Origin of the sequence: Xanthomonas arboricola pv. juglandis (assembly GCF_905367715.1) — a bacterium.
GTDB lineage: Bacteria > Pseudomonadota > Gammaproteobacteria > Xanthomonadales > Xanthomonadaceae > Xanthomonas > Xanthomonas arboricola.
Genome location: NZ_HG999362.1, coordinates 3,494,831 through 3,520,973, shown reverse-complemented (window position 1 = coordinate 3,520,973; position 26,143 = coordinate 3,494,831). Strand labels below are relative to the sequence as shown.

Sequence of the window (26,143 nt, the reverse complement as noted above, 5' to 3'; positions counted from 1 at the left end):
CAAGAACGGAACAGGTGCGATGAGCTACGCCAACAATGACGAAATCCGCGGCGTCCTGATCCAGGCCGGCCAGGAGCGCGTGCTGCTGCCGAACGCCACGGTGGCCGAGGTGATGTCGCGGGTGGCGGTCGAGCCGATGGCCGAAATGCCGCGCTGGGTGGTCGGGCGCATCGACTGGTACGGCTGGAAGGTGCCGCTGCTGTCGTTCGCGCGCTTGAGCGGCATGGGCGACGAACCCACGGCGGTCAACAACAAGGTGATCGTGCTCAAGGCGCTGGGCGGCAATCCGGCGCTGCCGTATTTCGCCTTGCTCACCGCCTCTTTCCCGCAGCTGATCTCGGTGCCGCGCGACGGCCTGCTGGCCGACGCCTCCGAAGATGCGCTGCCCGACGGCGTGCACATGCGCGTGCTGCTGGGCGAGCAGAGCGCGTTGCTGCCGAATCTGGATGCGATCGAAGCGCAGGTTGCGCAGGCGCTTGCGGCGGTTGCCGCCTAAAGCGCCATTGCTGGGCGACGACGCTGCCCGGTTGCGGGCAGTGCCGGGATGAGGATCGGGTAGGGGCTGCGCTGCCCGGACGAGTGCCGCCTTGCTGCGTGCGGTGCATGCCGACACGGCAGATGGCTGGGATGTCTTGCTGCCGTAGGGCAACCGTTTGCGGAGGCGTGATCTGTATGTGTCAGCCTGGTCCAGACAACACGCATGACGCGCGCAAGACGCGCCCGCGGCTGGCATGAGTCTTCCCCTCTTTGCGCCCGTCGAGCACGCCGACGGTGTGCTGCTGTGCGACCTGGCCATCGTCGATCCGGCCGCGATGGCCGATTACCACAGCCGTAATCGCGCGCATCTGGCCGCGGCGATGCCGCTGCGGCCACCGGCGTTCTACACCACCGAGGGCTGGCGCCGGCTGAGCATTGCCTACCGCACCGCGGTGCCGGGCGAACGCGAGTTGCAACTGGTGTTGCTGCGCGATGCACAGGTGATCGGCACGGTCGGCTTTACCCAGATCCAGCGCGGTGCCTTCCAGGGCTGTCATCTCGGGTATGGCCTGGATGCGCAGCAGCAGGGGCGCGGTTTGATCCAGTGGGCGGCCACGCAGGGCATCGGGTTTGCGTTCGGCCCGCTTGGCCTGCATCGGGTGATGGCGCAATACGTCCCCGACAACCTGCGCAGTGCGCGTGTGCTGCAGCGGCTGGGCTTCCAGATCGAAGGCTATGCGCGCCGTTATCTGCAATTGAACGGCGTCTGGCGCGACCATGTATTGACCAGCAGGTTGCGCGACGACGATCCGGCGGCGGGTGCGTGAGCCCGGTTGCGCAGGCGAATGTAGCGATGCGCGTTGTGCGCTGACCTAGGGCGTGACAATCAGCGGCTCGACACGCAGTTGGCCGGCTTCGAGTCCTGCATCCTGCAAGACCTCTACCTGCGTTGACCAGCCGCGTTGCCGGAGGCGCGCGCGCAGTCGAGTTGCCCAGTCCTGCACTTCGGGTGCATCGGGTGTGGCGGCCAGGATGCGGATCCGAGCCGGCGCGTGATCGTCAGCGGCGGCGTGGCGCGCAAGCCAGTCGGCCGGCGACATGGCGCGCGTTATCGGCGCGATGCGGCGCGCCGGAGCGGATTTTGCTCGAGACATCCCGATCTCGGTTGCCGTGGTGCCGACGGCTGGTTGGCTGGCGGGCGGTGTTGCGCGGGTGGCGTCCGTCTGCGGCAAGGGCGCATGGAGCACGCGCAGCGGTGCGGGCTGGCCTGCAACAGGCGCGCGTGATCGCAGCGTGCCGTCTGTTGCGCTGATGACGGTCGGCGCCTGCTCGGTCACCGGCATCGGGGCCGGCAGCGATGCCGGTGCGGGCGGGGGCGGGATGGGGGCAAGTGCTGCAGGCGCGCTACGCCGGGCACTGGCTGCGAGCGAGCCAGTCACCGACGCATCCTCGGGGAGTGCGGCGATGGGGGCCGGAGCTGGTGCAGGCGCCGCAGGTGGCTGCGCGTCGGCAGATTGCAGGTCAGTGCCTGGCGTGGGTTCGGCAGCGAGTGCGGAGTCGAATGACGGCGCAGGCGCTACAGGCGCCGGTGCACTGACTGGTTCCGGGGCCAAGGGGGGCGATGGCAGGGCTGACGGCGCCGGCGGCGGGGAGGGGGATGCCGCATTCGGACGCGCTGCGGTTTCGGGGACTTCGGCATCGGCTGGTTCCGGCATCGCAGGCAAAACCAACGCATGGCCTGCGCCGGGATCGACCTGCTCAGGCGCGCGCCTGGCTGGGTGAACTGTCGACGGTTCGACGACTGCCGTCCCGACTGCAGCCGCTGGCGGCGCCTCCGCGGTGGGCTGACTGGCTTGCCACTGCAATCCGATGCCAACCACCAGGGTGATCGATGCAGCGAAGGCCAGCGTCGGCATCCAGCGCGGGCGACGGCTGCTGCGTCGGCGGGCGGCTGCGTTGCCGGCAGGGGCAGGGTTTGAGCTTGCTGTGGCTGCTGATGCCTGCGCCTGCGCCGCATGGGAGGTGGATGCGGATGTGGACGCAAGGTCGGGCGCAGGAAGCGCGCGCGATGCGACTCCAGATGCAGCTCCGGCTTCCTCCGCAGATGCCGGTGCCGCCGTAGCCAGCGACGCAGCTGATGCTGCGGCCACGTCCGCCGTCGGACGCAGCTCTGCCGTACCGGCGTGTGGCGGTTGCGCGGCGATCCACGCACGTGCGGACTCGCTCAGGCTCGTCGTCCCGGCCTGATCGACAGGCTGGCCGTGTGCAAGACGCGCCTGCACAGCAGCACGCCGTGCGGCCTGCGCCTGCTCCGCCTGCGCGGCGGCCGCCGCAAACATCGCCGCCATCGTGGCGGGTGCTTCGAACTGCAAGGTATCCTGCGGTGGATTCATTGCCGCACGTTCGGCATCGGCGTTGCGTGCGGCCTGTGCGAACCACGCCTGCATCGACGCCGGTGGCGTATGCGCCGGCAGTGCACGCAGCAGTGCGGCAAGGCCATCGCTGCCGGCGACAAACCGTTCGAAGGACTGGCTCATCGCGTCGCGTCCAGGCTCAGGCGCAACTTTGCGAATGCATAGCGCAGCCGGCTCTTGACGGTCTCGAAACCTTCGCCGATCACCTGGGCGATTTCGTCGACGCCGAGCTCGGCAAAAAAGCGCAGCACCACCACTTCGCGTTGTGCGTCGGGCAATGCCATCACCGCGGCGCGCACGCGATGGTGTTGCTGGCCGAGCATGGCCAGCTGCTCGGTGGACAGGTCGTCATCGGGCAGCTGCAGATGCGCGTCGTCCAGCGCCACCGAGGTGCTGTGATAGGCGCTGCGACGGGTGTCGATCCAGCCGTTGCGCGCGATCTGGAACAGAAAACTGGTGAAGGCGGCCTGCCCGGGGCGGTAGTCGCTGCAGCGGGTCATCAGCTTGACCCAGGTCTTCTGCGCGAGGTCTTCGGCTTCGCTCAGGTTGCCTTCGCACAACCAGGCCAGGAAGTTGAACAGGGCGCGGTTGTGACGCGTGAACAACTCGGTGGCCGGCTGTTCGACAAAGCCATTGGCGACGAGGAGCATGAGCTCCTCGTCGGGAAGATGCGCAAGGTCGGCAGGTTGCATGCGCGCAGTATAGGCAGGTGCCGCGCGCATCAGTCGGTGCTGGCAATTGGCCGGCTACTCAACGCATCGGCCTGCTGCACCATCTGCAGGAAATCGGCGCGGTAGCCGAAGCGGTCGCTGCCCAGGCTGGCGGCGGCCAGGGCACGCACCTGCGGATAATCCCAGCCGTGCAGCTGAGTGCCGCCACGCAGGCGCTGGCCAAACCCGGCCACTGCGGCGGAAAAGCGGAAGGCATCGCTGGTGGCGTTCAAGGCCCGGCGCTGATTGCTGCGGACCACCGTGTCGAGCAACTGGCTGCGTTGTGCATCGGGCAGTTTGTAGCGCAGTTTGACGTGCGCCAGTTCGCTTTCGATTGCACGCACTTTTCGAGGTGTGGCGGTGTTGGCATAACGCAGGGGGTCCACCGATGCGTGGCCATCGGTCGGGGTGATTTCATACAGCGCGGTGATGGTGTGGCCGGCGCCGATCTCGCCTGCATCGACCTGGTCGTTGTTGAAGTCCTCGCGTTGCAGTGCGCGGTTTTCATAGCCGATCAGGCGGTATTCCTTGACCGTGTCCGGATTGAATTCGACCTGGATCTTGACGTCGCGCGCGATCGTGGCCAGCGTTGCGCCGAGCTCGTGGGTCAGTACCTTGCGTGCTTCCAGCGCCGAGTCGATGTAGGCGTAGGCACCGTCGCCGGCATCGGCCAGCTGTTCCATCAGCGTGTCGTTGTAATTGCCGGTGCCGAAGCCGAGCGTGGACAGCGCCACGCCGGAGCGCCGCTTTTCGGCGACCATGCCCTTGAGCTGATCGAAGTCGGTGACACCGACATTGAAGTCGCCATCGGTGGCGAGCAGGATGCGGTTGATGCCGCCGCGCAGATAGGCTTGCTGGGCAGCCCTGTAGGCCAGTTCGATGCCGCTGGCGCCGGCGGTGGATCCGGCCGATTGCAGGCTGTCGATGGCTTCGATGATGCGGCCCTGCTGGTCGCCGGGCGTGGGCGGCAGCACGACCGCGGTGTTGCCGGCATAGGTCACCAGGGTGATGCGATCTTTCGCCCGCAACTGACGAACCAGCAGCTTGAGCGAGGATTGCAGCAGCGGCAGTTTGTCGGGCGAGTCCATCGAGCCTGAGACATCGACCAGAAACACCAGGTTGGCCGGCGGCAGATCGGCGGTGGCGATGTCGCGGCCGGCAATGCCGACGCGCAACAGCAGGCTGTCGTTGTTCCAGGGCGTGGGCGCCAGTTCTGTGCGCACGGCGAACGGTTGGCCGTTGCTGGGTGCGGGGTCGTCGTAGCGGAAGTAGTTGATCAGCTCTTCCACACGCACGGCGTCCACCGGCGGCAGCGTGCCTGCGCTCAGGAAGCGCCGCACATTGCTGTAGCTGCCGGTGTCCACATCGATGCTGAAGGTGGACACCGGATTCGCCGCGGTCTGCACGATCGGGTTGTCGCGCAGCGTTTGATAGGTTTCGCGGTCTTCGGCCGGTGCCGGCAGGAGCGGCGGCATCGGCATGCGGTTGTCGAGCATTGGGCGTTGTGCGACCAACTTGGCGCTTGGCGCCCGCTGTGCAACGGAGGCCTCAAGTGCGATGGACGCTGCTGGCATCGGCATCGGCATCGGCATTGCGGATGGCGATGGTGCCGGTGGTGGACTTGGTACAGACGGCGGCTGCATGGGGTGGGCGGGGACAGGCGCTGCGAGACTGCCCTCGATCTGCGCGGATGTCGAAGCGGTGGATGGCGATGGCTGCGCGGTGGCAGGCAGCACGGTGGCGCGTGAGCTGTCGCTGTTCGGCTCGGTCGGCTCGTGCGAGCAGGCGCTCAGCAGCAAGGCGAGCGCAAGAAGGCTGTGACGGGGCATGGGAATCCTTTGCGTGGCGAAGAGGGATGGGTGAACAACGGACAGCCCGAGGTCGCCGTGCACTGCGCCTCTGTTGAGTAAACGGGCCAGTGCGGCAAACGGGGTTAACTGGGGTGAAGATTTTTTCGATCGCTGCTGAGTGCTGTGTGCAGTGCCCGCTGGGGGGGAGGGCTGGGCGATCGGCATCACTTGCCTGCGTACCCTCATCCCAACCCCTCTCCCGTTGGAGGGGCTTGATGCTTCCCTTCTCCAATGGGAGAAGGTGGCGCGTAGCGCCGGATGAGGGTACGGCGGTGCAGGGCGGTGTCGGTCGCCCGTACCCTCACCCCAACCCCCGCTCCGCGCCCCGGCCCGCGCCAGCAGCGCGGGCGCTCCAAGGCACGCGCGCCAGCGCCGCGCAAGCCGTACCTTCTCGCCGCTGTGGGAGAGGGGCTTTACAGTCATTGCCGCGCGTTATGCGCGAATCCGCACTGCTGGGTGGCGGAAGGCGGTTTATCCGCGTGCGGCGCTGCCGCATGATGGAAGGCTGTGGCCGCGCACTGCGGTTGCCTGTCTTCTTCCTGCATGGAGTTCGCCCGGATGATCCAACGTCGTCACTTTCTCAAGAGCGCCACGCTTGGTGCGATCGCTTCCGGCCTGGCCGGGTGGGGCACACGTGCGCAGGCCGCCGCCGGTGCCGGCACGGCCGGACGCGTTACCGCGCTGCCGCGCGGCGCGGCGCGGGTGATTTCCACCTGGGATTTCGGCATTGCCGCCAATCAGGCAGCCTGGAAAATCCTTAGCAGCGGCGGTATCGCACTGGATGCGGTGGAAGCCGGCGTGCGCGTGCCCGAAGCGGACCCGAGCAATCCCACCGTAGGGCTGGGCGGCTATCCGGACCGCGACGGCCGGGTGACGCTGGATGCCTGCATCATGGATCACCTGGGCAATTGCGGCTCGGTTGCTTCACTGGAAGATGTGGTGCATGCGATTTCGGTGGCGCGCGCGGTGATGGAAAAAACCCCGCATGTGATGCTGGTCGGCGATGGCGCGCGGCAGTTCGCGTTGGAGCAGGGATTCCCGCAGACCAAGCTGCTCACGCCGAGCTCGGAAGCGGCGTGGAAAGAGTGGTTGAAGACCTCGAAATATACGCCGGAAGCCAATATCGAAAACCGCGCCTGGCGCGATGCGAAACTGCCGGGCGGCAAGGACAATCACGACACCATCGGCATGCTGGCGCTGGATGCGCACGGCAACCTGTCCGGCGCGTGCACCACCAGCGGCATGGCGTGGAAGATGCACGGCCGGGTTGGCGATAGCCCGATCATCGGCGCGGGCCTGTACGTGGACAACGAGGTGGGCGGTGCGACCTCGACCGGCGTCGGCGAAGAGGTGATCCGCAATGTCGGCAGTTTTGCGGTGGTGGAAATGATGCGCCAGGGCAAGTCGCCGGCCGATGCCTGCCGCGAGGTGGTGATGCGGCTGATCCGGCGCAAGCCCGAACTCACCCGCACCTTGCAGGTAGGATTTCTGGCGATGAACAAGCGCGGCGAGGTGGGGGCGTTTGCGATCCAGAAGGGTTTCAGTTACGCGGTCTGCGATGCGCAGCGGCAGGATCTGCTGGTGCCCGGCGAAAGCCACTACACCACCGAGCCTACAGCATGAGTGCGTTGGGGCTGGAAGTGGCCGCCGATTCGGTGGGGTCGGCATTGGCGGCGCAGGAAGGCGGTGCGATGCGGGTCGAACTCTGCGGGGGGCTGGACGGCGGCGGGCTGACGCCATCGTTCGGCACGCTGGCGGTGGTGCGTGAGCGATTGCAGATTCCGCTATACGTATTGATCCGTCCGCGCGTGGGCGACTTCGTTTTCGACGCGGCAGAGGTCGAGGTGATGCGGCGCGATGTGGAGCAATGCGTGCGGCTGGGTTGCGATGGCGTGGTGCTGGGCGCGCTGGATCCGCACGGGCAGGTCGACATGGGCACGATGCGGGTGTTGATCGCCGCAGCCGGTTCGCTGGGCGTGACCTTTCATCGTGCGATCGACGTCAGTGCCGATCCGTCGCGCGCGCTGGAAGACGCAATCACGCTGGGCTGCGAGCGCGTGCTGACCTCCGGTGCGCGTGCGAGCGCGCTTGAAGGTGTCGACACCATTGCCGCATTGGTGCGGCAGGCAGGCGACCGCATCAGCATCATGCCGGGCGCGGGCGTGTCCGAAAGCAATGTGCGTGCGCTGCGCGCCAACACCGGCGCACGCGAGTTCCATGCCTCCTCACGTGGGCCGGTTGCGGCGCAGGTGCATGCGCCGCATGCGTACATCTCCGATCTGGGCGGCGACTACCAGCGTACCGATGTGGCGCGTGTGCGGCGGATCGTGGGGTTGTTGCAGGAGCTGTGAGGCGCGTGTGCCGATTGTGGAGCGCGTGAGCTGGGACCTTTTTGCACGCTTTGGCTGGGCAATTTAGGTGGAGCGAAGACGTGGCATGTGAGCTGTGGCTTGGCTGCCGGGTCCTTGCCCGCCCACCATCGCGGGACACGCCGCAAGTACGTCCCTGTAGGCTCTTACGCGGCATCCATGCCGCGTAAGGTCCCGCGACGGTCGGCGGGCAAGGACCAGTCTCGATGGTCGGTGTGCGTGGACAAGAGCAGGAGCGGCGGTCGGCGAGTTGCTTGTGCAGTTCCATCAGCGCACGACCAACTTAGCAGGCGCGATGCCCTTGCCGGTTCCGGGACCCTTGGCGGCATGGATGCCGCCACGGAGCCTCCACGGATGGATTCACGGCGTGTCCCGGAAGTGGTGAGGGCATTGCGCCCTCGACCACCAGGCTTTGCTGCGTTGAAACGGCGGCCGAGCTCAAGAGCATGTTGTGTTGAGCTTAGACAGGGCACTGTGGAAGAAGCGAACGCAAAGCATCTGATCTGCTGCTTCTTTGCAGGGCCCTTGCCCGCCCACCATCGCGGGACACGCCGCAAGTACGTCCTTGTAGGCTCTTACGCGGCATCCATGCCGCGTAAGGTCCCGCGACGGTGGGCGGGCAAGGACTTGCCGAGATGGTCGGTGTGCGTGGACAAGAGCAGGAGCGGCGGTCGGCGAGTTGCTTGTGCAATTCCATCAGTGCACTACTACCAGGCTTTGCTGCGTTGAAACGGCGGCAATGCTCAGGAGCATGTTGTGTTGAGCTCAGACGGGCGCTGTGGAAGAAGTGAGGGCAAAGCGTCTGATCTGGTGCTTCGTTGCAGGGCCCTTGCCCGCCTACCATCGCAGGACACGCCGCAAGTACGTCCTTGTAGGCTCTTACGCGGCATCCATGCCGCGTAAGGTCCCGCGACGGTAGGCGGGCAAGGACCAGACTCCGATGGTCGGTACGCATGGCTTTCAATAAAACAGCCAACAACTTCTCTGGTGCGGTGTCCTCGCCGCTTGGGGGACCGTGTGGCGGCATGGATGCCGCCACCGAGCCCGCAGGGACGTGTTTACGGCGTGTCCCGCGAGCGGCGAGGGCACCGCGCGCTCGACTGAATTGGGCTTGTGTCTTGCGCATTTCGCGGCGTGTCCCGCGAGCGGCAAGGACATCGTGCGCTTGGCTTACTTCCGGACAATGCAGAAGTGACTATGGCATCGTGCCATCTGCATTGCCGCCTAGCCTCACCGGATCGATCACTACATGCTTGATGCGTTGGCGCTTCCAGGTGTAGCTGATATGGACCAGGCCATCGCGGGTCTGGATCACGGCCGGATAGGAGAACTCGTCTTTTGCGCTGTTTTCCAGCGTGAGTGCGCGTTGCCAATGCACGCCGTCGGTCGATAGCGCCACCGCAAGCGTGCCGCGACCATCCCACCAGTCCTTGCCGGCGATACCGGGGTTGTAGACCAGCAGGGCGCGGCCGTCGCGCAGCATCACCGCGTCGGTGCCGGAGTTGGGGTTCTCCACGTCCAGCAACTGCATCGGTTGCCAATGCAGGCCGCCATCCTGCGAGAAGGTACTGAACAACTTGTTCTGCTGGCTGCGCCCCAGTACCTGCACGCGCCCGTCCGCATGCAGCAACACGCTGGGCTGGATCGCACCGATCACACTCGGGTCGTTGAGCGGCATGCCGCGCTGCCAGTGCGCGCCGTCGTCGTCGCTCCATTCCAGATGCGCGCGCCAGCCGCGGTCTTCGCTGCTGCTGGGCGCAAGGATGCGTCCGTTCGGCAATTGCACCGGCTTGTTCTTGATCGGGCCAAGAATGCCGTCGGGCAGGCGCTGCGGCGGCGACCAGTGCGCACCGTCGTCATCGGAGGTGGTGCGCAGGCCCCACCAATCGCGCGGATTCGGGCCGAGCTTGTAGTACAGCTGCACCGGGCCGGTGCCGGACTGGAACAACACCGGATTCCAGGCCGGCAGCGCGGCGCCATCCGTGCCGGCATGCGCGCCGTCGGCGATGCGTCGTGGCGACTGCCAGTGCTGCACGCCGCGTTGTGCGAGCCAGATACCGACATCGGCCGCTCCCTCATGCGCGCCGCCGAACCACGCCGCCAGCAGCGTGCCGTCGCGGGTTTCCAGCAGTGTGGAAGCATGCGCCTGCGGTGTCGGTGCCGGGTCGGCGATGAACTCGCTGAGCAAGATGGGCGAGGGCGGCGGCATGGGCGATTCGGCTTGAACTGCGCAAGCGGCAAGGCTCGCAACAAGGCAGATCAGCAGGCGTGACGGGAGCATCGTGGTGAAGTCCTGTGCGGATTTTAAAGATACCTATTTATTATCTATTAAATACCATGTGCTCTGGTCATCCCAGGGGCCTTCGTCGCCCCCCACGGCGAGGACCCGCGATGTCGTCGCACCTGCTTTTCCCGTTGCGCTGGCTGGCCGCACTCGGCCTGACCGCGTTGACCCTGCCCACCGCCATGACGCAGAACTTTGCTGCGCCTGCGACGTCCATCGCGAAGCGGCGTTGCGAAGATTCAGTCGTGCGCGAGCAGGCCGTTATCGAGATGACACGGTGTGCGGTGTGCCTGGTGTTTGGTCGGCGCACCGCAACGCGGTAAACGGGTGCGACCGGCTTTCAGTGCCGCTTGGCGTGCAACAACGCGCAGCGCCGTGTGTCCGTCCACTCAGGAGCACACGCATGGCTTTTCCAACATCAGTCAACGACCAGATCACCGATGCTGTCACGCAGTCCAACGTCAAGGTCATTGGCGAGGCGCCTGCAATGGCGATGGGCACGATCTACCAGAGCATGGCGCATTCGACCGGCATCCTGTTTCAGAACGCGGTATCGGTGCAACAGCAGCAAAACACCCTGTCGCAGGCCGCCAGCAACCAGGGCGTGATGCAGATCTACAGCCTTGATACGACCGCCTCGGCGGCGGATGTCGAGAAGGTCGCGCAGGCGGGTGTCGCCGACAATCTGACCAGTCTGCTCACCGTGCTCAATGCGTTCAACACCGCCAAATAATGGCAGCTGGCGACAGCGGCAGTGCTGTCGCCAATGTTGCTGACACGAGTGCGTCGGTGCACTCAGGCCGCGTCGTCGTCGCGCGTCTGCGGCGGCAGCAGGATCTGCGGCTGTTTGGCCGCGTGGGTCTGGCACAGGAAGGTCATCAGGTGCGCCGCTTCGGTGCTGCCGATCGGCTGGCTCGGCGCGGGCTTGCTGTGAACGTGTTCGGCGAAGGCGTGCTGGGTCTGCTCCGGAACCGCGGAGACAGGGTCTTGCGTAACGGTGGACGACGACATGAAACGCTCCTGGAACTCACGATCTGACCGTCGCCCGATAGGACGACGGGAATGCGCCACTGCCTTCCACAACGGCGTGAGCCGGTGATCTTGCCTGGAATGCGATCGGTCCGATACCACAATTGGTAGCAGACGCTGCGCGGGCGGCGGACCTCCAGATAGCGGCGGGCGCGCGGCGGTCTGAAGGGGTGTCGCTCCGGGGGCGCCCGGCGGGTTGCCTGGCGGTTGGTTTTGGGCGTCGGCGGGCATGGGCGTGCGGCTTGCGATCGCCGTCCCGGACAGGTGCGCAATCGCCAGCGGCCCGCCACCCGCGTGCCCGTTACTCCTTCGGCGTGATCCACACCTGCTGCTGCAGGCCGCGCACGCCGGGCTTGGCGGTGCTGTCCAGGTCGAACACCACCAAGCTGTTGTCGCCCTTGCGCTGGAACGGGGCCGGGAAATACAACGCCCGCTGCGGGCCGATGGCCCAGTGGCGGCCCAGGTTGACGCCGTTGGCCCAGGCCACGCCCTTGCCGAAGGCGCGCATGTCCAGATAGGTGTCGGTCGGTGTGCCGATGCGCAGCGTGCCACGGTGGAAGGCCGGGCCTGCGACGGGGGTGCGGGTCCAGCCGCGGATGCTGTCGGGCGAGCGCATCGGCAGCGGGAAGGCCTGCCAGCCGGTGAGCTGCTGGTTGTCCAGCAGCACCGGGTCGACCAGCCCGGCGCGGCCGTCGGCCATGCGCGGGCCGTAGTTGATGCGGCCGCTGTTTTCAACCAGCACATCCAGCGTGTGCTGGCCGGCCGGAATATCCACGTCGGTGGAGACCTGCTGCAGCCGGCGCTCGACACTGCCGACCGGCTTCTGGTCGACATACACCCGCGCCACATCGCGCACCTCGCCCAGGTACAGCGGCCCCTTGCGCGGGCCGGTGACGGTGGTGCGGTAGAGGATGTAGCCGTAGTCCTGGCCGAAGTGCTCCATCGGCTGCGGCGTGTCGATGGCGATCGGGGCGGGCAGGTTGTCCCACAGCGAGGCGGATTCGCGCAGTTGGGTGTCCGGCAGTGCCGTGATCGCGATCGGCTTGGGCAGCGCGGGCGGTTGCACGCCGGTGACGCGGGCGATGGCGTCGCGCATCAGCGCAAACTTGGGGGTGGGGCGGCCGGCTTCGTCGAGGATGGCGTCGTAGTCGTAGCTGGTGGTCTGCGGGGCGTAATGGTCGCTGGGATTGCCCTGGAAATTGGCACCATTCATGAAGCCGAAACTGGTGCCGCCGATGAACATGTAGAGGTTGGCCGAATGCCCCTGGCGCAGGATCCACTCCAGCTCTTCGGTCTGTTGTTTTGCGTCGGTGCTGGCGTGCGGCTTGCCCCAGTGGTCGAACCAGCCGGCCCAGTATTCGCCGACCATGCGCGGTTGGTCAGGGCGGAACTTGATCAGTTTGTCGAACGCGCTCCTGGCCTCGCCGGGGGCGAAGTTCACCACCGCCAGGGTGTCCGGCAAGGTGCCGTTGGCGAGCATGTCGGCGCCGTCGGAGGTAAACAGCAAGGCGTCGTCGAAGCCGGCCTTGACGTACATGGCGCGGTTGTCGGCCATGTAGGCATGGTCGTCGTCGTAGGAGCCGTATTCGTTCTCGACCTGCACGGCGATGATCGGCCCGCCGTTGTGATTGAGCAGCGGACGCACCTGTTGGGACACGGCATCCAGATAGGCCTGGCTGGCGGCGAGGAAGCGCGGGTCGCGGCTGCGCACACGGATGTTGTCCTTGCCGAACAACCAGGCGGGGTAGCCGCCGGCTTCCCACTCGGCGCAGGTGTAGGGGCCGGGCCGCAGGATCACGTTGAGGCCTTGCGCGGCGGCCTCGCGTACGAACGCGGCCACGTCGTTGTTGCCGGTGAAGTCGAACCGGCCCTGCTGCGGCTCGACCAGGTTCCAGAACACGTAGGTCTCCACCGTGTTCAAGCCCAGTGCACGCGCCTTCTGCAGGCGGTCTTTCCAGTAGTCACGCGGGATGCGCTGGAAATGGATGGCACCGGAGAGCAGTTGATACGGCTTGCCGTCGCGCACGAACTGCGTGCCTTGCGTGCCGAAGCTGGGCCAGGTGTGGGTGTCGGCGGCATTGGCGGCGACGGGAAGCGCCAGCGCGAGGGCCAGGACGAGGGGGCTGAGGGTGCTGCGCAACATGGGCGATTCTCGGCGGTAACGAGTGACGAGTAAGGACAAACATCAAGCAAACGAAGGCGGCAGATCCTCCTTGTTTGCGCCGAACGCCGGATTCGGTTTAGCGCCCATGGTGAATTCCAGCGTGCCGCCTGCGGCCAGGTCGGCATGCCGCATCCAGCTGCGGTTGGTCGGTTTGCCGTTCCAGCTCAGCGACTGCACATACACGTTCTGCGCGCTGCTGTTGTTGGCGACGATGCGCAGCGTGCGGCCGTTGCCGACATCGAGTTCTGCGCGCTTGAACAGCGGGCTGCCGAGGACGTAGTTGCCGCTGACCGGGTCCACCGCATACAGCCCGAGCGCGCTGAGCACGAACCAGGCGCTCATCTGCCCGCAGTCCTCGTTGCCGGACAGGCCGTTGCGCGCGTCGTGGTATTGCTCGCGCAGCAGCCGGCGCACCATCGCCTGGGTCTTGTACGGCTGGCCGGCGTAAGCGAACAGATAGGCCACATGATGGCTTGGCTCGTTGCCGTGCGCGTACTGGCCGACCAGGCCGTCGATATCCGGTGGCGCATCGGCGGGCAGTTCGGAGCTGGTGGAAAACAGCTCGTCGAGCTTGGCGACAAAACCGTCGCGGCCGCCGTACAGGTCCATGTAACCGTACAGATCGTGCTGGTTGAGGAAGCTGGCCTGCCAGGCATTGGATTCGGTGAAGTCGCGCCATTTGCTGATATGGCCCATGCCGCGCGGGTCGAACGGCGTGGCCCAGCTACCGTCTTCCAGACGCGCCTGTACGAAGCCGCTGTCGCGATTGAACACGTTGCGGTAGTTGCGCGAGCGTTCGCGCAGTGCGCGTGCATCGTCAGTGGCACCGGCGGCCTGTGCCAGATGCGCGCAGGCCCAGTCGTCGTAGGCGTATTCCAGCGTGCGGCTGACCGCTTCGTCGACCTTGTCGGCGGGGATGTAGCCGAGCTTGCGGTAGTACGCCAGGCCATGGGTGGTGTCGTCCATGGCGCGCTTGCGGTAAGCCGGCCAGGCGGCGGTGTAGTCGATGCCGGTGAAGCCCTTGGCATGCGCTTCGGCCAGCACCACGGCCGAGTGATAGCCGATCATGCAGCCGGTTTCCACGCCTTGCAGCGGCCAGATGCCCACGCCGTCCGGGCATTCGTTGGCGCCGCGCACCAGGCATTGCAGCAGGTCCGGTACGCGCTCGGGCTGCACCAGGGTGAGCAGCGGATGCGCGGCACGGTAGGTGTCCCACAGCGAGTAGGTGCTGTAGTTGTGATAGCCCTTGGGGGCGGTGTGGATCTGCAGGTCCATGCCGCGGTAGCGGCCATCCACATCGCTGAACAGGGTGGGCGCGAGCAGGCTGTGATACAGGCCGGTGTAGAAGATGCGGCGTTGCGTGTCGTCATCGCTGTCGATGCGTACGCGTGCCAGTTCCTTTTCCCAGGCGGCCACGGCTTGCGCATGCACGCGGGCGAAGTCGAAGTCCGGCAGTTCCGCATCCAGGTTGGCCAGCGCATTGTCGGCGCTGACGGCGGAGATGCCGACCTTGATCAGCAGCGGTGCGTCGGCTGCGTCGGGGTAGTGCAGGGCGGCCTTGAGGTGCACGCCGTCCACGTTGCGCGTGCCTGCGGCCAGCGGTTGGTCTTCGTTGTACAGCTGCACCTGCTTGAACGGCCGCGACAGCCGCATCGCGAAATAGATGTAGCGCCCCTGCGCCCATTGGTAGACACGCCGGCCACCGGTGAGCGTGCGGTCGTCGACCACGCGCAGTTGCGCGTCGGTGATGCGGGTGGGGATGCCGGGTTTGTCCTGCATGCCGTGGCACAGGTCCAGCAGCACATGCGCCGGCTTGCCCTTGGGAAAGTGGTAGCGGTGCAGGCCGGCGCGCGCGGTGGCAGTGAGTTCGGCATGTACGCCGCTGTCCTTGAGCCGCACGCGGTAGTAACCGGGCGAGGCGGCTTCGTCGGCATGGTCGTAGCGCGAGCGGTAACCGCTGTCCGGTGCGTCGAGTGCGCCGGGCACCAGCTTCACTTCGCCGGTGGCGGGCACCAGCAGAAAATCCAGCATGTCGCCGATGCCGGTGCCGGACAGGTGCGTGTGCGAAAAGCCCATGATCGAGCCGTCGGACTCGTGATAGCCGGAGCACGAATCCCATACCGCGTTGTAGGTGTCCGGGCTCAGCTGCACCATGCCGAACGGCAGGGTCGCACCGGGGAAGGTGTGGCCATGGCCGCCGGTGCCGATGAACACATCGACATGGCGGGTGAGCTCGGCGCGGGTGCGCGCATCGGCCGGCAGTGCGTAGTTGCCGGCGCGTGCGCGTGCAAGCCCGGAGAGGCCTGCGCTGCCGAACAGTGCTGCTGCGATGGCGCCTTGGAGAAAACCGCGTCGTGTTGCCATGGTGATGTGCTCTTGGATGTCACGAAGTGGGGCGGGCCGTACCCTCATCCGCCCTTCGGGCACCTTCTCCCGGCGGGAGAAGGGAAGATCAAGTGCTCTGCAGTTCCGCGTTGCAAGGGTGGGCCCCTCGTGGAATCAGGCGCTGCGCAGCAGCTGGGGTTTGCGTTGGTGCAGGTCGATGATCAGTTCGCCGAACAAGGTGTTGGCCCAGGCGAACCAGTGGCGGGTGAAGCTGCTCGGGTTGTCCTTGTCGAAGGCCTCGTGCATGAAGCCGGTGCCGGCATGGGTGGTCTTGAGCCACTGCAGGCACTGGCGCAGTTGTGCGTCGTCGTCGCTGACCAGGGCGTACTGGATGATCGACATCGGCCAGATCGTGCCCATGCCGCTGTGCGGGCTGCCGACGCCTTCGGCCGCGCTGCCGCGCGAGAAATACGGGTTGCGTTCGCTCCAGGCCAGTTGGCGCGTGCGCAGGAATACCGGGTCGGCGCGGTCGCAGCAGCCCAGGTAGGCCAGGCTGAGCAGGCCGGGGGCATTGGCGTCGTCGATAAACAACTGGTTGCCGTAACCGTCCACTTCGAATGCCCAGTAGGCCTGCCCATCGGTATCGCGTTGCTGGCCAAACTTGCGCGTTGCGGCTTCCACTTCATCGGCCAGCGCGGTGCAGTCGGCAGCAAACGCGGCATCACGATGCAGGGCCGTGCTCATCGTTGCCAGCTGGCGCAGCGAGGCCACCGCGAACAGGTTGGCCGGCACGAACAACGGATACACGCAGGCATCGTCGGAGGGGCGGAACATCGAGTGGATCATGCCGTTGGGCCGGGTCGGCTGGCCGTAGCCTTCCAGCACCAGGGTCTCGGTCGCCAACGGCGAGGGGCGCTGGAACACGTAGGGGCCGCGGTTGTCCTTGCGCTGCTGCTCGCGGAAGGTTCTGACCACCACCTGCATCGCTGCGCGCCAGTCGTCGTCGAACGGGGCGGCATCGCCGGTGGCGCGCCAGTATTCGTGCGCGATGCGGATCGGGTAGCACAGCGAATCGATCTCCCACTTGCGCTCGCCCACGCCGGGCTTCATCTCGGTGATGTCGTTGAGCGACCACTTTAGGCGCTGGGTCTGGCCATCGGGCAGGAAGGCGTTGGCGTACGGGTCCAGCCGGATGCAGGCGGCCTGGCGCTGGATCAGGCCATGGAACATGCGCCGCAAGGCAGGGTCGCGCCTGGCCAGCGGCACATACGGGTGCACCTGGGCGGAGGAGTCGCGCAGCCACATCGCGTGGATGTCGCCGGTGATGACGAAGGTGTCCGGCTTGCCGTTGCGGGTGCCGGTTTCCACCGTGGTGTCCAGCGTGTTGGGGTAGCAGTTCTCGAACAGCCAGGCCAGTTCGGGATCGGCGATGCGCGACTTGATCTGCACGATCTGCTGCTCGACCGCCTTGCTAACAAAGCGGCGCTGCGCCTTGGGCGGGCGCTTGCTGACGAAGTTGCCGGCAGCCGTGGAGGTGCCGGCAACGGGGGCGGCGAAGGCGGGCAGTGCGCCGGCGAGCAGGCCGGCGCCCGCGCTGGCGCCCAGCAACTGAAGGATGTCGCGGCGGGTGTGCATGACCTGGAGCTCCCTGGGATTTCAGCAAGCGGTCGACGCAGCGGACATCCTTGCAGCGGCGGCATCACGTGCCGGGCCGATGATGAGACCTATGCATGACCAATTCCCGATGACCATACAACGTGTGCGCCGAATGTGCATAGTGCGCTCGCACAATTCGGCGCCGTACGCGTGGCCTGCGGCCATGGCGGCAGTGGCTGGTCCACGTCCTCCGCGGTCGCGCGGCACCGGCTTTCAACCGGCCGCATGCCCGCGCCACTGCGCCGGCCCCGCGCAGTGGTCATCGTCGTGTGCATGCCCGAACAGTTCGTCCAGCATGCGCCGCGACGGGCTCCACTCGCCGATCGCCGGGTGGATCAGCATCGCCTTGCAGGCGTCCAGGTGGCTGCCGCTGAGCGCGGCCTCGATTGCGGCGTGTTCGTAGGCCTTGAACGAGCGCACCAGCCCTTGCACCGCGGCCGGCAGCGGCGCGGCCGGGATCGGCACGATGCGGTCGCGGTCGATGTCGGAGGCGATTTCCACGATGTCGTCGTCGGCCAGCTCGGCCAGCGCGCCCTGGTTGCGCACGTTGACCACGTGCCGGCTGGGGCGGGCACCGGTCAGCGCGCTCATCACGTCCACTGCGATGCGGTGATAGCCGGTGCTGGCGCGGAACGGATCCGGCTGCGGCGCCAGGTCAGGCGCGAAGGCCGAGCCGGCCTCGGCCTCCAGCTTCATGTACGAGCCGGAGCGCTGCGCCAGGTAGGCGGCATAGGTCTGCACCGCGCCGGTGGTGTCGCCGGCCTCCAGGCGGCTGCGCAGGTCGCCGATCAGGCTGCGGTTGAGCCGTTCGATCTCGCCACCGCGGCTGGCGCCGCTGGCGCGCTGGTTGTCCAGGGCGCGGCGGCGCTCGTAGAAGAAGTACAGGTACTCGGTGGGGATCAGCCGCAGCGCACGCAGCATGTCGAAGTCGAACAACGGCGCCAGATACAGCTGCCGCAGGATGGCGTCGTCGGCGAGCACGCGGTCGATGATGTCCACGCCGCGCAGGCGCACCGCGCGGATCCAGCCCAGGTGGTTGAGGCCGACGTAGTCGCATTCCACCTCTTCGGCCGGCTCGCCGAGCGCGCGTGCGATGTTGTGGAACAGCTCCACCGGCGTGTCGCAGATGCCAACCACGCGCGCGCGGGTGTGTGCGCTGATGGCCTGGGTGATCAGCCCGGCCGGATTGGTGAAGCTGACCAGCCAGGCGTCCGGGCTCAGGCGCTCGATCAGGCGCGCCTGTTCGATCGCCACCGGCACCGTGCGCAGCGCCTTGGCCACGCCACCGGGGCCGGTGGTTTCCTGGCCGGAATAGCCGTGGCGGATGATGGTCTGCTCGTCGGAGGCACGCTGGGCGATGCCACCGACGCGGATGCTGTTGAGCACGAAGTGCGCGCCCTCGATCGCCGCTTCCAGCGAGGGCGCGGCGTGCACCTGCAACGCGCCGCCGGACTCGGCGACGATGGCGCGGCCCATCGCCACCATCAGCGCCAGGCGCTCCTGGTCGGGGTCGTACAGCACGATTTCGCGCGCGCCCAGCGCTTCGGCGGCCTCGTTGACGCCGTACACCACCAACGGCGTGCGTACGCCGCCGCCGCCGATCAGGGTCAGCTTGCGATTGTCGACAGAACTGCTCATGGAACGTCCTCGTGTGTGGGGGGAGATAAAAGAAAAAGGCCATCGAGCGCGCCGAGCGCGCTGCAACAGGCAGCGCCGGCATGGCAGCCGTGCTGTGCGCTCTCGTCCAGCGGCAGGCCGCGCAGCTGGGCGGCCAGAAAGCCGGCATCGAAGGCATCGCCGGCACCGGTGGTGTCGCGCACCGGCACAATGGGCGCGGCGATCGGGCGTGCGCCGTTGTTGTCGATCACCATGGCGCCCGCAGCGCCGCGCTTGATCACCGCCTGCCGCAGGCCAAGCGCGCGCGCCCACGCCAGGCAGGCATCGGCGCCGTCGTCGCAGCCCATCAGCGCCGCTTCTTTCTGGTTCGGCAGGAACCAGGTCACCGCGCGGCAGGTGGCGTGGTTGGCCGGGTCGGTGAGCCAGGCCGGGCTGAAACCCACATCCAGCGAGGTTGTGCAGCCGGCGTTTGCCAGCAGCGGCAACACGACGGCGGCCAACGCGGCCGGCAACGGCATCGCGAAGTGCACATGCCGGGCCGCGCACATTGCGGCAATGGATTGCTCGCGTAGCAGCAGCGTGCCCAAGTCGGCATTGGCGCCGACATAGGTGAAGAACGAGCGGTCCTCCTGCAGCGACACGCTGGTGGTCACGCCGGTGCCGGCTTCCGAATCGACCAGCCCGTCGGCCGAGACACCGAACTCGCCCAGCCGCTGGGCGAACACCGCGCGGTCCTGCGCACCGATCGCACCGAGTACGCGTACGTTGCAGCCCAGGCGCGCCAGCGCGCAGGCGGTGATGACGGTGCCGCCGCCCAGCTCACGCGTGTAATGGCGCGCCAGCGCTTCTTCGCCCGGTGCCGGCCAGCGTGCGAAGCCGCTGAAGATGTGGTCCAGATAGACCTCGCCGACCACCACGAGTTGCGCGGTGTTCACTGCTGGAACGGCCATGCGCGCTGCCTCCGTGCCTGGATCAGATACAAGGCGCTGCCCACGCACAGCGCCACCACGGCAGCGAGCAGGCGGCGTCCCGGGCTGGTCGCCAGCAGATACAGCCAGCCGAACACGCTGATCAGCAACGGCCATGGATACAGCGGCATCGCAAAGGCACGCCGACGTCGCCTGCGTCGCAACAGCACCACCGCCAGGCATTGCGCCAGAAACTGGAACAGGATCTGGATGATCATCAAGGTGGCGATCAGATCGTCCAGCGACAGCAGACAGGCCAGCGCCGAGGTCGCACCGACGAACAGCAGCGACACGGTCGGAAAGCCGCCGCGCGGATGCAGCCGCGCAAACACGCCGAAGAACTGCCCGGCCGCTGCAGCCGCATACGGCACCCGCGAATAGCCCAACTGCACAACCAGGGCCGAGCCCCAGCTGGCCAGCACGATCAGCGCCACCGCCACGGTGCTGCCGATGGGCCCGTAGATGGCCTGCATGAAGTCGGCCATCACCGCCTTGGAGTGCGCCGCCTGCTGCCAGGGCAGCACACCGAGCAGGGTGATGTTGAGGCCCAGGTAGAGCAGCGCCACGATCGGGATCGAGATCAACACCGCGCGCGGAATCGTGCGGCGCGGCTTGCGGATTTCGCCGCCCAGCATGCACACGTTGTTGTAGCCGCCGTAGTCGTAGACCGCGATCAAGGCCACTGCACCAAAGCCCAGCCAGAATCCATGCGGCGATGCCGGGCGGGCATGCAAGAACGCCGAGGCGATGCCAACGTCGAAGTGCAGCACACCACTGACGATGATCCATACGCAGGCGCCGATCACCACCGCACTGACCAGCAGCGACAGCAGCTGCACCGAGCGCACCTTGCGATACAGCAGCAGTGTGTTGAACGCGCACAACGCCATCGCGACCGCAGTGAGCTGCGTATGGCTCAGCCCCGGCAGCAGGAACGCCAGGTACTGCACGCAACCGACCGCCGCCGAGCCCACCGACAACGGCGCGGTCAGCAGCGTCTGCCACAGATACAGGAAACCGAACAGCCGCCCCCAGCGGTCGCGGCCGTAGGCCTCGCGCAGGTAGTGGTACGGCCCGCCCGAGCGCGGGATCGCCGCGCCCAGCTCGGCCCACACCAGGCCATCGCACAGGCAGAGCAGTGCGCCGGCGACCCAACCGGCCAGCACCGCCGGCCCGGCCAGTGCCGACAAGGCCAGCGGGATGGTGATGAACGGCCCGATGCCGATCATGTTGAGCAGGTTGGCCGACAGCGCGCTCCAGAAACCGAGCGTGCGCGGCGGTGCCGACGCCTGTGGATTCGCCGGCACGACGCTGGGTGCGGTCAGCATGCGCTGGGCTCCGCCTGCGCGACTGCTGCCGTGGTGCTCGCGAAGCGTGCGGAGGTCAGCCCGTCTGCGCAGTGGATCGCGGTGGGTTGCAGCCGATGCAGATCCAGCACCAGCACTGCGTTGTCGCCCTGTTTCAACCACGCGCCAGGGCAGAACAGGCACTGCTGCGGGCCGATGTCCCAGTAACGCCCGAGCAGGCGGCCGTTGACCCACAGATAGCCTTTGCGCCACTGACTCATGTCGATGTAGACGTCGCCGAAGGTTTCCAGCGCGATGGCGGCTGCGAAGTACAGGCCGGGCCGTGTGGGTGGGCCTTGCAGCGGGCGCAGCGTCGGTGCCTTGTCGTCATCCAGCGGCAAGCCGTAGACCTGCCAACCGCGCAGCTCCCTGCCATCCAGCAGCACCGGGCCGAGCAAGCCTTTTGCATCGCCCAAGGCCGGGCCGAAGTTGATGTAGCCGAAGCTGTCGACCAGGACGTCCAATCTGCGCTCTTCGGATGCGGCCTGTGCGAGCGGGAGCTGCGGCGCGCTGTTCAGGCGCGCGTGCTGCATGCGCGAGACATGCCCGATCTCCTCGCCGTCCAGTTGCACCACCGCGTAGTCGTGCACCTTGCCAAGCTCCAGCTGCGTGCCGGCTGCAATACGGCGCCGGTACACCACCAGCCCCAGGTTCTGCTTGAGCAGGCGTTGGTTGTCGGTGGGCTGCTCGGTGTGCACCGGCGTGGGGCTCAGGTTGTCCCAGAGCGCGGCGACCGGGTGCGCGGTGACCGATGCAAAGCGTGCGCGCGGCGGTGCCTGCGGGATTGCCGGCAGCGCGGTGCTGCTGTGCCGGGCGATGATCCGGCGCAGCGCCATGTACGCAGGCGTGGCGCGGCCGCCTTCGTCGATCGGGGCGCCGTAGTCGTAGCTGGTCAATGCAGGCTGGAACTGCGAGCCGTCGTCTTCGGCATTGGCACCGGCGCTGAGGCCGAAGTTGCTGCCGCCATGCACCACGTAGAGATTGAACGAATAGCCGGCGGCCATCAGCTGCTGCAGCATCGGCGCGTAATCGCGCTTTGCGAAGTCGTCTTCGCCCCAATGGGTCAGCCAACCCGGATAGCCTTCGGCCACCCAGACCGGCGCGTTGCCTGCGATCTGCCTTGCTTCCTGCAATTCAGCCAGATCGGCCCCATCCAATCCCAGCGCGGCGCCTGGCAGATAGGCCTTGCGCCGGCGCAGATCCTTCATGCCTTCGGCCAATGAAAACGGACCATCGATGCCGTGCGCGCGCCACAGCGCAGCCACTGCCTGCAGATAGCCCACGTCGCTGCCCTGCATGCTGTATTCGTTCTCGATCTGCAGCATCAGCACCGGCCCGCCGGCACTGGCCATCAACGGTGCGATGCGCGGCGCCACTGCGGCGATATAGCGCTGCACCGCCGCCATGTAGCGCGCGTCGCCGGCATCGCGCAGGCGCATGCCCGGCTCGCGCAACAGATACGGCGGCAGCCCGCCCAGCGTCCACTCGGCGCAGACGTACGGGCCGGGGCGCAGATACACCCATAGTCCTTCCTGTTGGCAGAGCTTGATGAAGGCAACGAAATCGCGTTCGCCGGTGTTGAAATCAAATTGCCCCGGCTCGCGTTCGTAGGCGTTCCACATCAGGTATAGCGCGATGGTGTTCAAGCCCAGCGCCTTGGCCATGCGGATGCGCTGCAGCCAGTCCGCACGGGCGATGCGCAACGGATGCATCTCGCCGCTGCGGAGTTGCCACGGCTGCTGATCCAGCACGAACTGGCCGCGCTCGAAGCCGAACGCATGCGGCCGCCCATCCGGCAGCGGCGCATGCAGCGACGACAGCAGCGCCGGCGCGGCCGCCAGACCGAACGGTGCGAGCAGGCCGAACGTACACAGACTCCTGCGTTTCATCGCTGCTCCAGGGAGTGGAAGGAATCGCTGCGCTGCGTTGCGCCGCGCAGTGAGTGCGCCACGCGCTGCTAGAACGCGTACTTGACCGTGAACAAGGCGGTGCTGCCGGCATCGACGATGTCGGAGATCGCCAGGTTGTTGCGGCCCACATGCGCCCAGTAGCTGTATTCCTTGGTCAGGTTGGAGATCGACAGGTCCATGCTCACGCCGTTGTCGAAGCGGTAGCCGGTGTGCAGATCCACGCGCCGGGTCGGGCGTGCCCACAGGTCGTTCCAGGGCGCGCCTTCGTGCAGGAAGTCGTAGCCCAGCAGGTAAGAACTGCTGAAGTGGTAGCTCAGGTTCAACGAGAACCCGTTGTGCTCGTAGAACAACTCCAGGTTGGCCATCGCCGACGGCGCCGATTGCATGTGTTCGTTGTCGAAGCCAGCCAGGCCCAGGTCGGCGCGCGCATGCTGGCGGGTGGCGTTGGCACTGATGCCCAGGCCGTCGAACGGCGCCGGCAGGTCCTGGAACTTCTGCCGCGCGCTGAGTTCCACGCCGTAGATCTTGCCGTCGCCGCCGTTGGTGGGCATGTGGTACAGCACCGTGCCGCTGCCGGTGGTGTTGCCATTGGCCTGGGCCGAGCCGGCATCGTAGATGTAGTTGCGCAACTGCTTGTAGAAGCCGGCCAGCGAGAAGAAGCCGCCGCGCTCGGTGGACCACTCGCCGGACAGGTCCAGGTTGGTGGACTCGATCGGCTTCAGGTCGGGATTGCCCTGGGTGATGGTGGTGACGCCATTGGAGATGTCGATCTGGCTGCCGCCACCCAGCTGTACGAAGGCGGGCCGCGTATAGCTGGTCCACAGCGAGGCGCGATAGGCGGTGCGCAGGTCCGGCCGCCAGGTCAGGAACACGCTGGGCAACGGCTCGTTGTAAGAAGTGTGGTTGTGGTCGAAGTAGCCGACGATCTCGTTGCCGTCCGCATCCACCGGGCTCACCCAGAAGGTGTTGTCGATCCCGGTGTGCTCGAAGCGCGCGCCCGGCACGATATCCAGGTTGCCGACAGTGAAGGTGGCAGTGGCATAGGCGGCGCTGACCGCCTCGATGCCGCGCATGGTGTTGCAGTTGTAGTTGTTGACGTAGAACGCACTGCCGCAGGTGTCCAGGTCATCGTCGCTGAGGTGTTGTGCGATGACGCCGGCCACCGCCGCTTCGCTCACCCGTGGCGTATTCCAGTCGTATTTGCCGGGAAAGATCGAGGCATAGGTACCGGTGAAGATGCCCAGATCGCCCAACGTGGTGGTGCCGTCCACGCCGCCGGTATACCAGTCGCGATTGGTGTAGCGGCGGCTGCTCCTGCTGTACTTCACTCCGAACTGCACTGAGCGCAGCGCGCCATCTTCGAAATCGTAGCGGGTGTCGAAACGCGCGCCGCCCTTCTTCTGGCCGGAGTAGATCTTGGTCTGCTCGCCGTAGCTGCTGGCGTACAACGCCGGGATGTTGTTGACCTGCGCCTGCAGCGCGGGCGTGAGCTGCGGGTAGGGGAACGCGCCGCCGCCATAGCGCACGAAGCTGTTGCCGGAATAGGCGTAGTTGTCCTGGCTGAACTTGTCTTCGCGCCCGTCGATTTCGATATGGTCGGGTCGGTCGTTGTTGCCGAAGCTGTAGAACAGGTTGGGCATGAAGGTCCAGCCGCCGGCGGTCTTTTTGGCGCCGATCTGGAAGGTGGCCAGGTCGGCGACTTCCGGGTTGGTCTCGTACCAGAAGCGCGAGGCGATGCGGCCGATATTCGGGGTGAACACGCCCGGTGTGCCGGTCGGCACGTAGCTCACATCCTGCGGCAGCAATTGCACGAAGGTGGTGCCTTGCTCGGTCTTGGCATAGGCGTAGGTCATGCGCGCATACAGCGACAGGCTGTCGTCCACATGCCAGTCGAACGAGGCGTTGCCGCCATAGCGGCGCTCCCAGCCGGCGGCGATGCCGACGTTCATGCCGGTGCTGGTGAGGTTGTGTTGCGGATCGAAACCGGCCGCGTTGCGACCTTCGGCATCGGTGTTCAGGTACTCCCAGGAGCCATCGTTGAGTGCACTGGTGGCCGCAGCCACCTCGCTGTTGGTGGTGGTGCGGTAGTCGTAGTACGCGCTGGCATAGACGCCGAACTGTTGCGCCTCACCGAACTTGTGCTGGAACTCGCCGCCGAAGCCGCCGCCCAGGCCATCGCCACCGTAATCGCGCGCGCGGCTTTCCACCCGGCCGCTGCCGGTGACACTACCGCTGGTGATGTCCTTGAAGTCGTAGGCGGTGGGCGTGCGGAAATCCAGCGTGCCGCCGATCGCATCGCCATCCATGTCGGCGGTGGAGGTCTTGTTGGCGACGATGGTCTGCAGGCCGCTCGGCGGCAACAGGCTGAGCTGCACGCTGCGGCTATACGGCATGCCCTGCGCCACGGTGACGCCGTCGATCATGTTGACGTTGTATTCGGACGGCAGCCCGCGCACCGAGGCGAACATGCCTTCGCCGCGCGCGGCGCCATCGATGCCGCCGAAGTATCCCGAGCCGGTGCTGGTGATGTTGATGCCGGCGATCAGGCCGAGCGCTTCGGCCACGTTGTGCACGGCGGTGCGTTGCAGGTCGTTGGCCGACAGCACGTCCACCGTGTTGGCGGCGTTGATCTTCAGGTCGCTGGCGTCGTAGCGGTTGCTCACCACGCTGACCGCCTTCAGTTGCTTGACCTCCTCCAGCGCAATGGCCACCGAGGCCGTGCCGCTGTCGCCGACCTGCACGCTGGTCTCGGCCGCGCTGAAGCCGGGGTAGTCCAGAGCTAGCGCGTACTGCCCGGCAGGCACATCGCGGATGACGAAGTGCCCGCGCGCATCGGCCACCGCGCTGTAGGACGTGCCGGCAATGCGTACCTTCGCATTGGTGGCGGGCTTGCCGCTGCTGCCTTCCTTGAGGTCTCCCTCCACGGTGCCGGCCACTGCGGCTGCGGCAGACGCCATGCCGGTCACGGTCAGGATTGCCACGACCCACTGCTTGCCGTTCGAACGCTCACGCTTTGCCACGTGC

At 66.7% G+C, this 26,143-nt stretch carries 20 protein-coding genes; 7 read left to right on the top strand and 13 right to left on the bottom strand.

What is annotated here, in order from left to right:
* Positions 1-19 precede the first annotated feature (19 nt).
* Positions 20-496 carry a chemotaxis protein CheW gene (locus KHN93_RS15350; protein ID WP_039526024.1) on the top strand — a complete coding sequence of 159 codons (477 nt, stop codon included), beginning with the start codon at positions 20-22 and terminating at the stop codon, positions 494-496.
* Positions 497-731: 235 nt separating this feature from the next.
* The gene (locus KHN93_RS15345; protein WP_211920634.1) at positions 732-1,304 is read left to right on the top strand and encodes a GNAT family N-acetyltransferase; all 573 of its coding nucleotides are present in this window, start codon (positions 732-734) and stop codon (positions 1,302-1,304) included.
* 45 nt (positions 1,305-1,349) lie between these two features.
* On the opposite strand, the gene KHN93_RS21590 is transcribed toward KHN93_RS15345, so the two are convergent.
* The 3 genes from KHN93_RS21590 to KHN93_RS15330 all read right to left on the bottom strand — a co-directional run bounded on the left by KHN93_RS21590 (position 1,350) and on the right by KHN93_RS15330 (position 5,097).
* Positions 1,350-1,820: a hypothetical protein gene (locus KHN93_RS21590; RefSeq protein WP_244812128.1), complete on the bottom strand. Its 471-nt coding sequence runs from the start codon at positions 1,818-1,820 to the stop codon at positions 1,350-1,352.
* A 1,190-nt stretch (positions 1,821-3,010) separates the two neighbouring features.
* Positions 3,011-3,583 (bottom strand): sigma-70 family RNA polymerase sigma factor, encoded by a 573-nt coding sequence (locus KHN93_RS15335; RefSeq protein ID WP_102251519.1) that lies wholly within the window; start codon positions 3,581-3,583, stop codon positions 3,011-3,013.
* 29 nt (positions 3,584-3,612) lie between these two features.
* On the bottom strand, positions 3,613-5,097 hold the full coding sequence (locus tag KHN93_RS15330; RefSeq protein WP_425600154.1) for a vWA domain-containing protein: 1,485 nt from the start codon (positions 5,095-5,097) through the stop codon (positions 3,613-3,615).
* Between KHN93_RS15330 and KHN93_RS21585 the strand changes: the two genes are divergently transcribed.
* From KHN93_RS21585 to KHN93_RS15320, 3 genes are all read left to right on the top strand, one after another.
* Positions 5,081-5,422, top strand: coding sequence for a hypothetical protein (locus KHN93_RS21585; RefSeq protein WP_244812126.1), 342 nt, complete (start codon positions 5,081-5,083; stop codon positions 5,420-5,422). The two genes, KHN93_RS15330 and KHN93_RS21585, sit on opposite strands and share 17 nt — an antisense overlap.
* Before the next feature lie 587 nt (positions 5,423-6,009).
* Positions 6,010-7,074 carry a glycosylasparaginase gene (locus KHN93_RS15325; RefSeq protein ID WP_211920630.1) on the top strand — a complete coding sequence of 355 codons (1,065 nt, stop codon included), beginning with the start codon at positions 6,010-6,012 and terminating at the stop codon, positions 7,072-7,074.
* Positions 7,071-7,802, top strand: coding sequence for a copper homeostasis protein CutC (locus tag KHN93_RS15320; protein WP_024940207.1), 732 nt, complete (start codon positions 7,071-7,073; stop codon positions 7,800-7,802). The genes KHN93_RS15325 and KHN93_RS15320 overlap by 4 nt, the downstream gene beginning before the upstream one ends.
* Before the next feature lie 1,213 nt (positions 7,803-9,015).
* On the opposite strand, the gene KHN93_RS15315 is transcribed toward KHN93_RS15320, so the two are convergent.
* Positions 9,016-10,101, bottom strand: coding sequence for a sialidase family protein (locus KHN93_RS15315; RefSeq protein WP_211920628.1), 1,086 nt, complete (start codon positions 10,099-10,101; stop codon positions 9,016-9,018).
* A gap of 110 nt (positions 10,102-10,211) precedes the next feature.
* Here KHN93_RS15315 and KHN93_RS15310 point away from each other — a divergent pair, with 110 nt between their 5' ends.
* Together KHN93_RS15310 and KHN93_RS15305 are read left to right on the top strand one after the other, a co-directional pair.
* Entirely contained in the window at positions 10,212-10,427 is a 216-nt protein-coding gene (locus KHN93_RS15310; protein WP_211920626.1) for a hypothetical protein, read from the top strand.
* Positions 10,428-10,507: 80 nt separating this feature from the next.
* The gene (locus tag KHN93_RS15305) at positions 10,508-10,837 is read left to right on the top strand and encodes a RebB family R body protein (RefSeq protein ID WP_211920624.1); all 330 of its coding nucleotides are present in this window, start codon (positions 10,508-10,510) and stop codon (positions 10,835-10,837) included.
* Between the two features lie 62 nt (positions 10,838-10,899).
* On the opposite strand, the gene KHN93_RS15300 is transcribed toward KHN93_RS15305, so the two are convergent.
* From KHN93_RS15300 to KHN93_RS15260, 9 genes are all read right to left on the bottom strand, one after another.
* Positions 10,900-11,115, bottom strand: coding sequence for a hypothetical protein (locus KHN93_RS15300; RefSeq protein ID WP_211920622.1), 216 nt, complete (start codon positions 11,113-11,115; stop codon positions 10,900-10,902).
* A gap of 319 nt (positions 11,116-11,434) precedes the next feature.
* Entirely contained in the window at positions 11,435-13,276 is a 1,842-nt protein-coding gene (locus KHN93_RS15295; RefSeq protein WP_211920620.1) for a glycoside hydrolase family 35 protein, read from the bottom strand.
* A 42-nt stretch (positions 13,277-13,318) separates the two neighbouring features.
* Positions 13,319-15,661, bottom strand: coding sequence for a GH92 family glycosyl hydrolase (locus KHN93_RS15290; protein WP_211920619.1), 2,343 nt, complete (start codon positions 15,659-15,661; stop codon positions 13,319-13,321).
* Positions 15,662-15,796: 135 nt separating this feature from the next.
* Positions 15,797-17,257: a glycoside hydrolase family 125 protein gene (locus KHN93_RS15285; RefSeq protein WP_211920618.1), complete on the bottom strand. Its 1,461-nt coding sequence runs from the start codon at positions 17,255-17,257 to the stop codon at positions 15,797-15,799.
* Between the two features lie 234 nt (positions 17,258-17,491).
* Positions 17,492-18,916, bottom strand: a complete 1,425-nt coding sequence (locus KHN93_RS15280; RefSeq protein ID WP_211920617.1) for a family 4 glycosyl hydrolase — start codon at positions 18,914-18,916, stop codon at positions 17,492-17,494.
* Entirely contained in the window at positions 18,913-19,845 is a 933-nt protein-coding gene (locus KHN93_RS15275; RefSeq protein ID WP_211920615.1) for a carbohydrate kinase family protein, read from the bottom strand. The genes KHN93_RS15280 and KHN93_RS15275 overlap by 4 nt, the downstream gene beginning before the upstream one ends.
* A complete protein-coding gene (locus tag KHN93_RS15270) occupies positions 19,827-21,191 on the bottom strand; it encodes an APC family permease (RefSeq protein ID WP_211920613.1) in 1,365 nt (454 codons plus the stop codon). The genes KHN93_RS15275 and KHN93_RS15270 overlap by 19 nt, the downstream gene beginning before the upstream one ends.
* The gene (locus tag KHN93_RS15265; RefSeq protein ID WP_211920611.1) at positions 21,185-23,098 is read right to left on the bottom strand and encodes a beta-galactosidase; all 1,914 of its coding nucleotides are present in this window, start codon (positions 23,096-23,098) and stop codon (positions 21,185-21,187) included. Before KHN93_RS15265 ends, KHN93_RS15270 begins: the two co-directional genes overlap by 7 nt.
* Before the next feature lie 68 nt (positions 23,099-23,166).
* Positions 23,167-26,076, bottom strand: a complete 2,910-nt coding sequence (locus KHN93_RS15260) for a TonB-dependent receptor (protein ID WP_425600181.1) — start codon at positions 26,074-26,076, stop codon at positions 23,167-23,169.
* Positions 26,077-26,143: the final 67 nt, after the last annotated feature.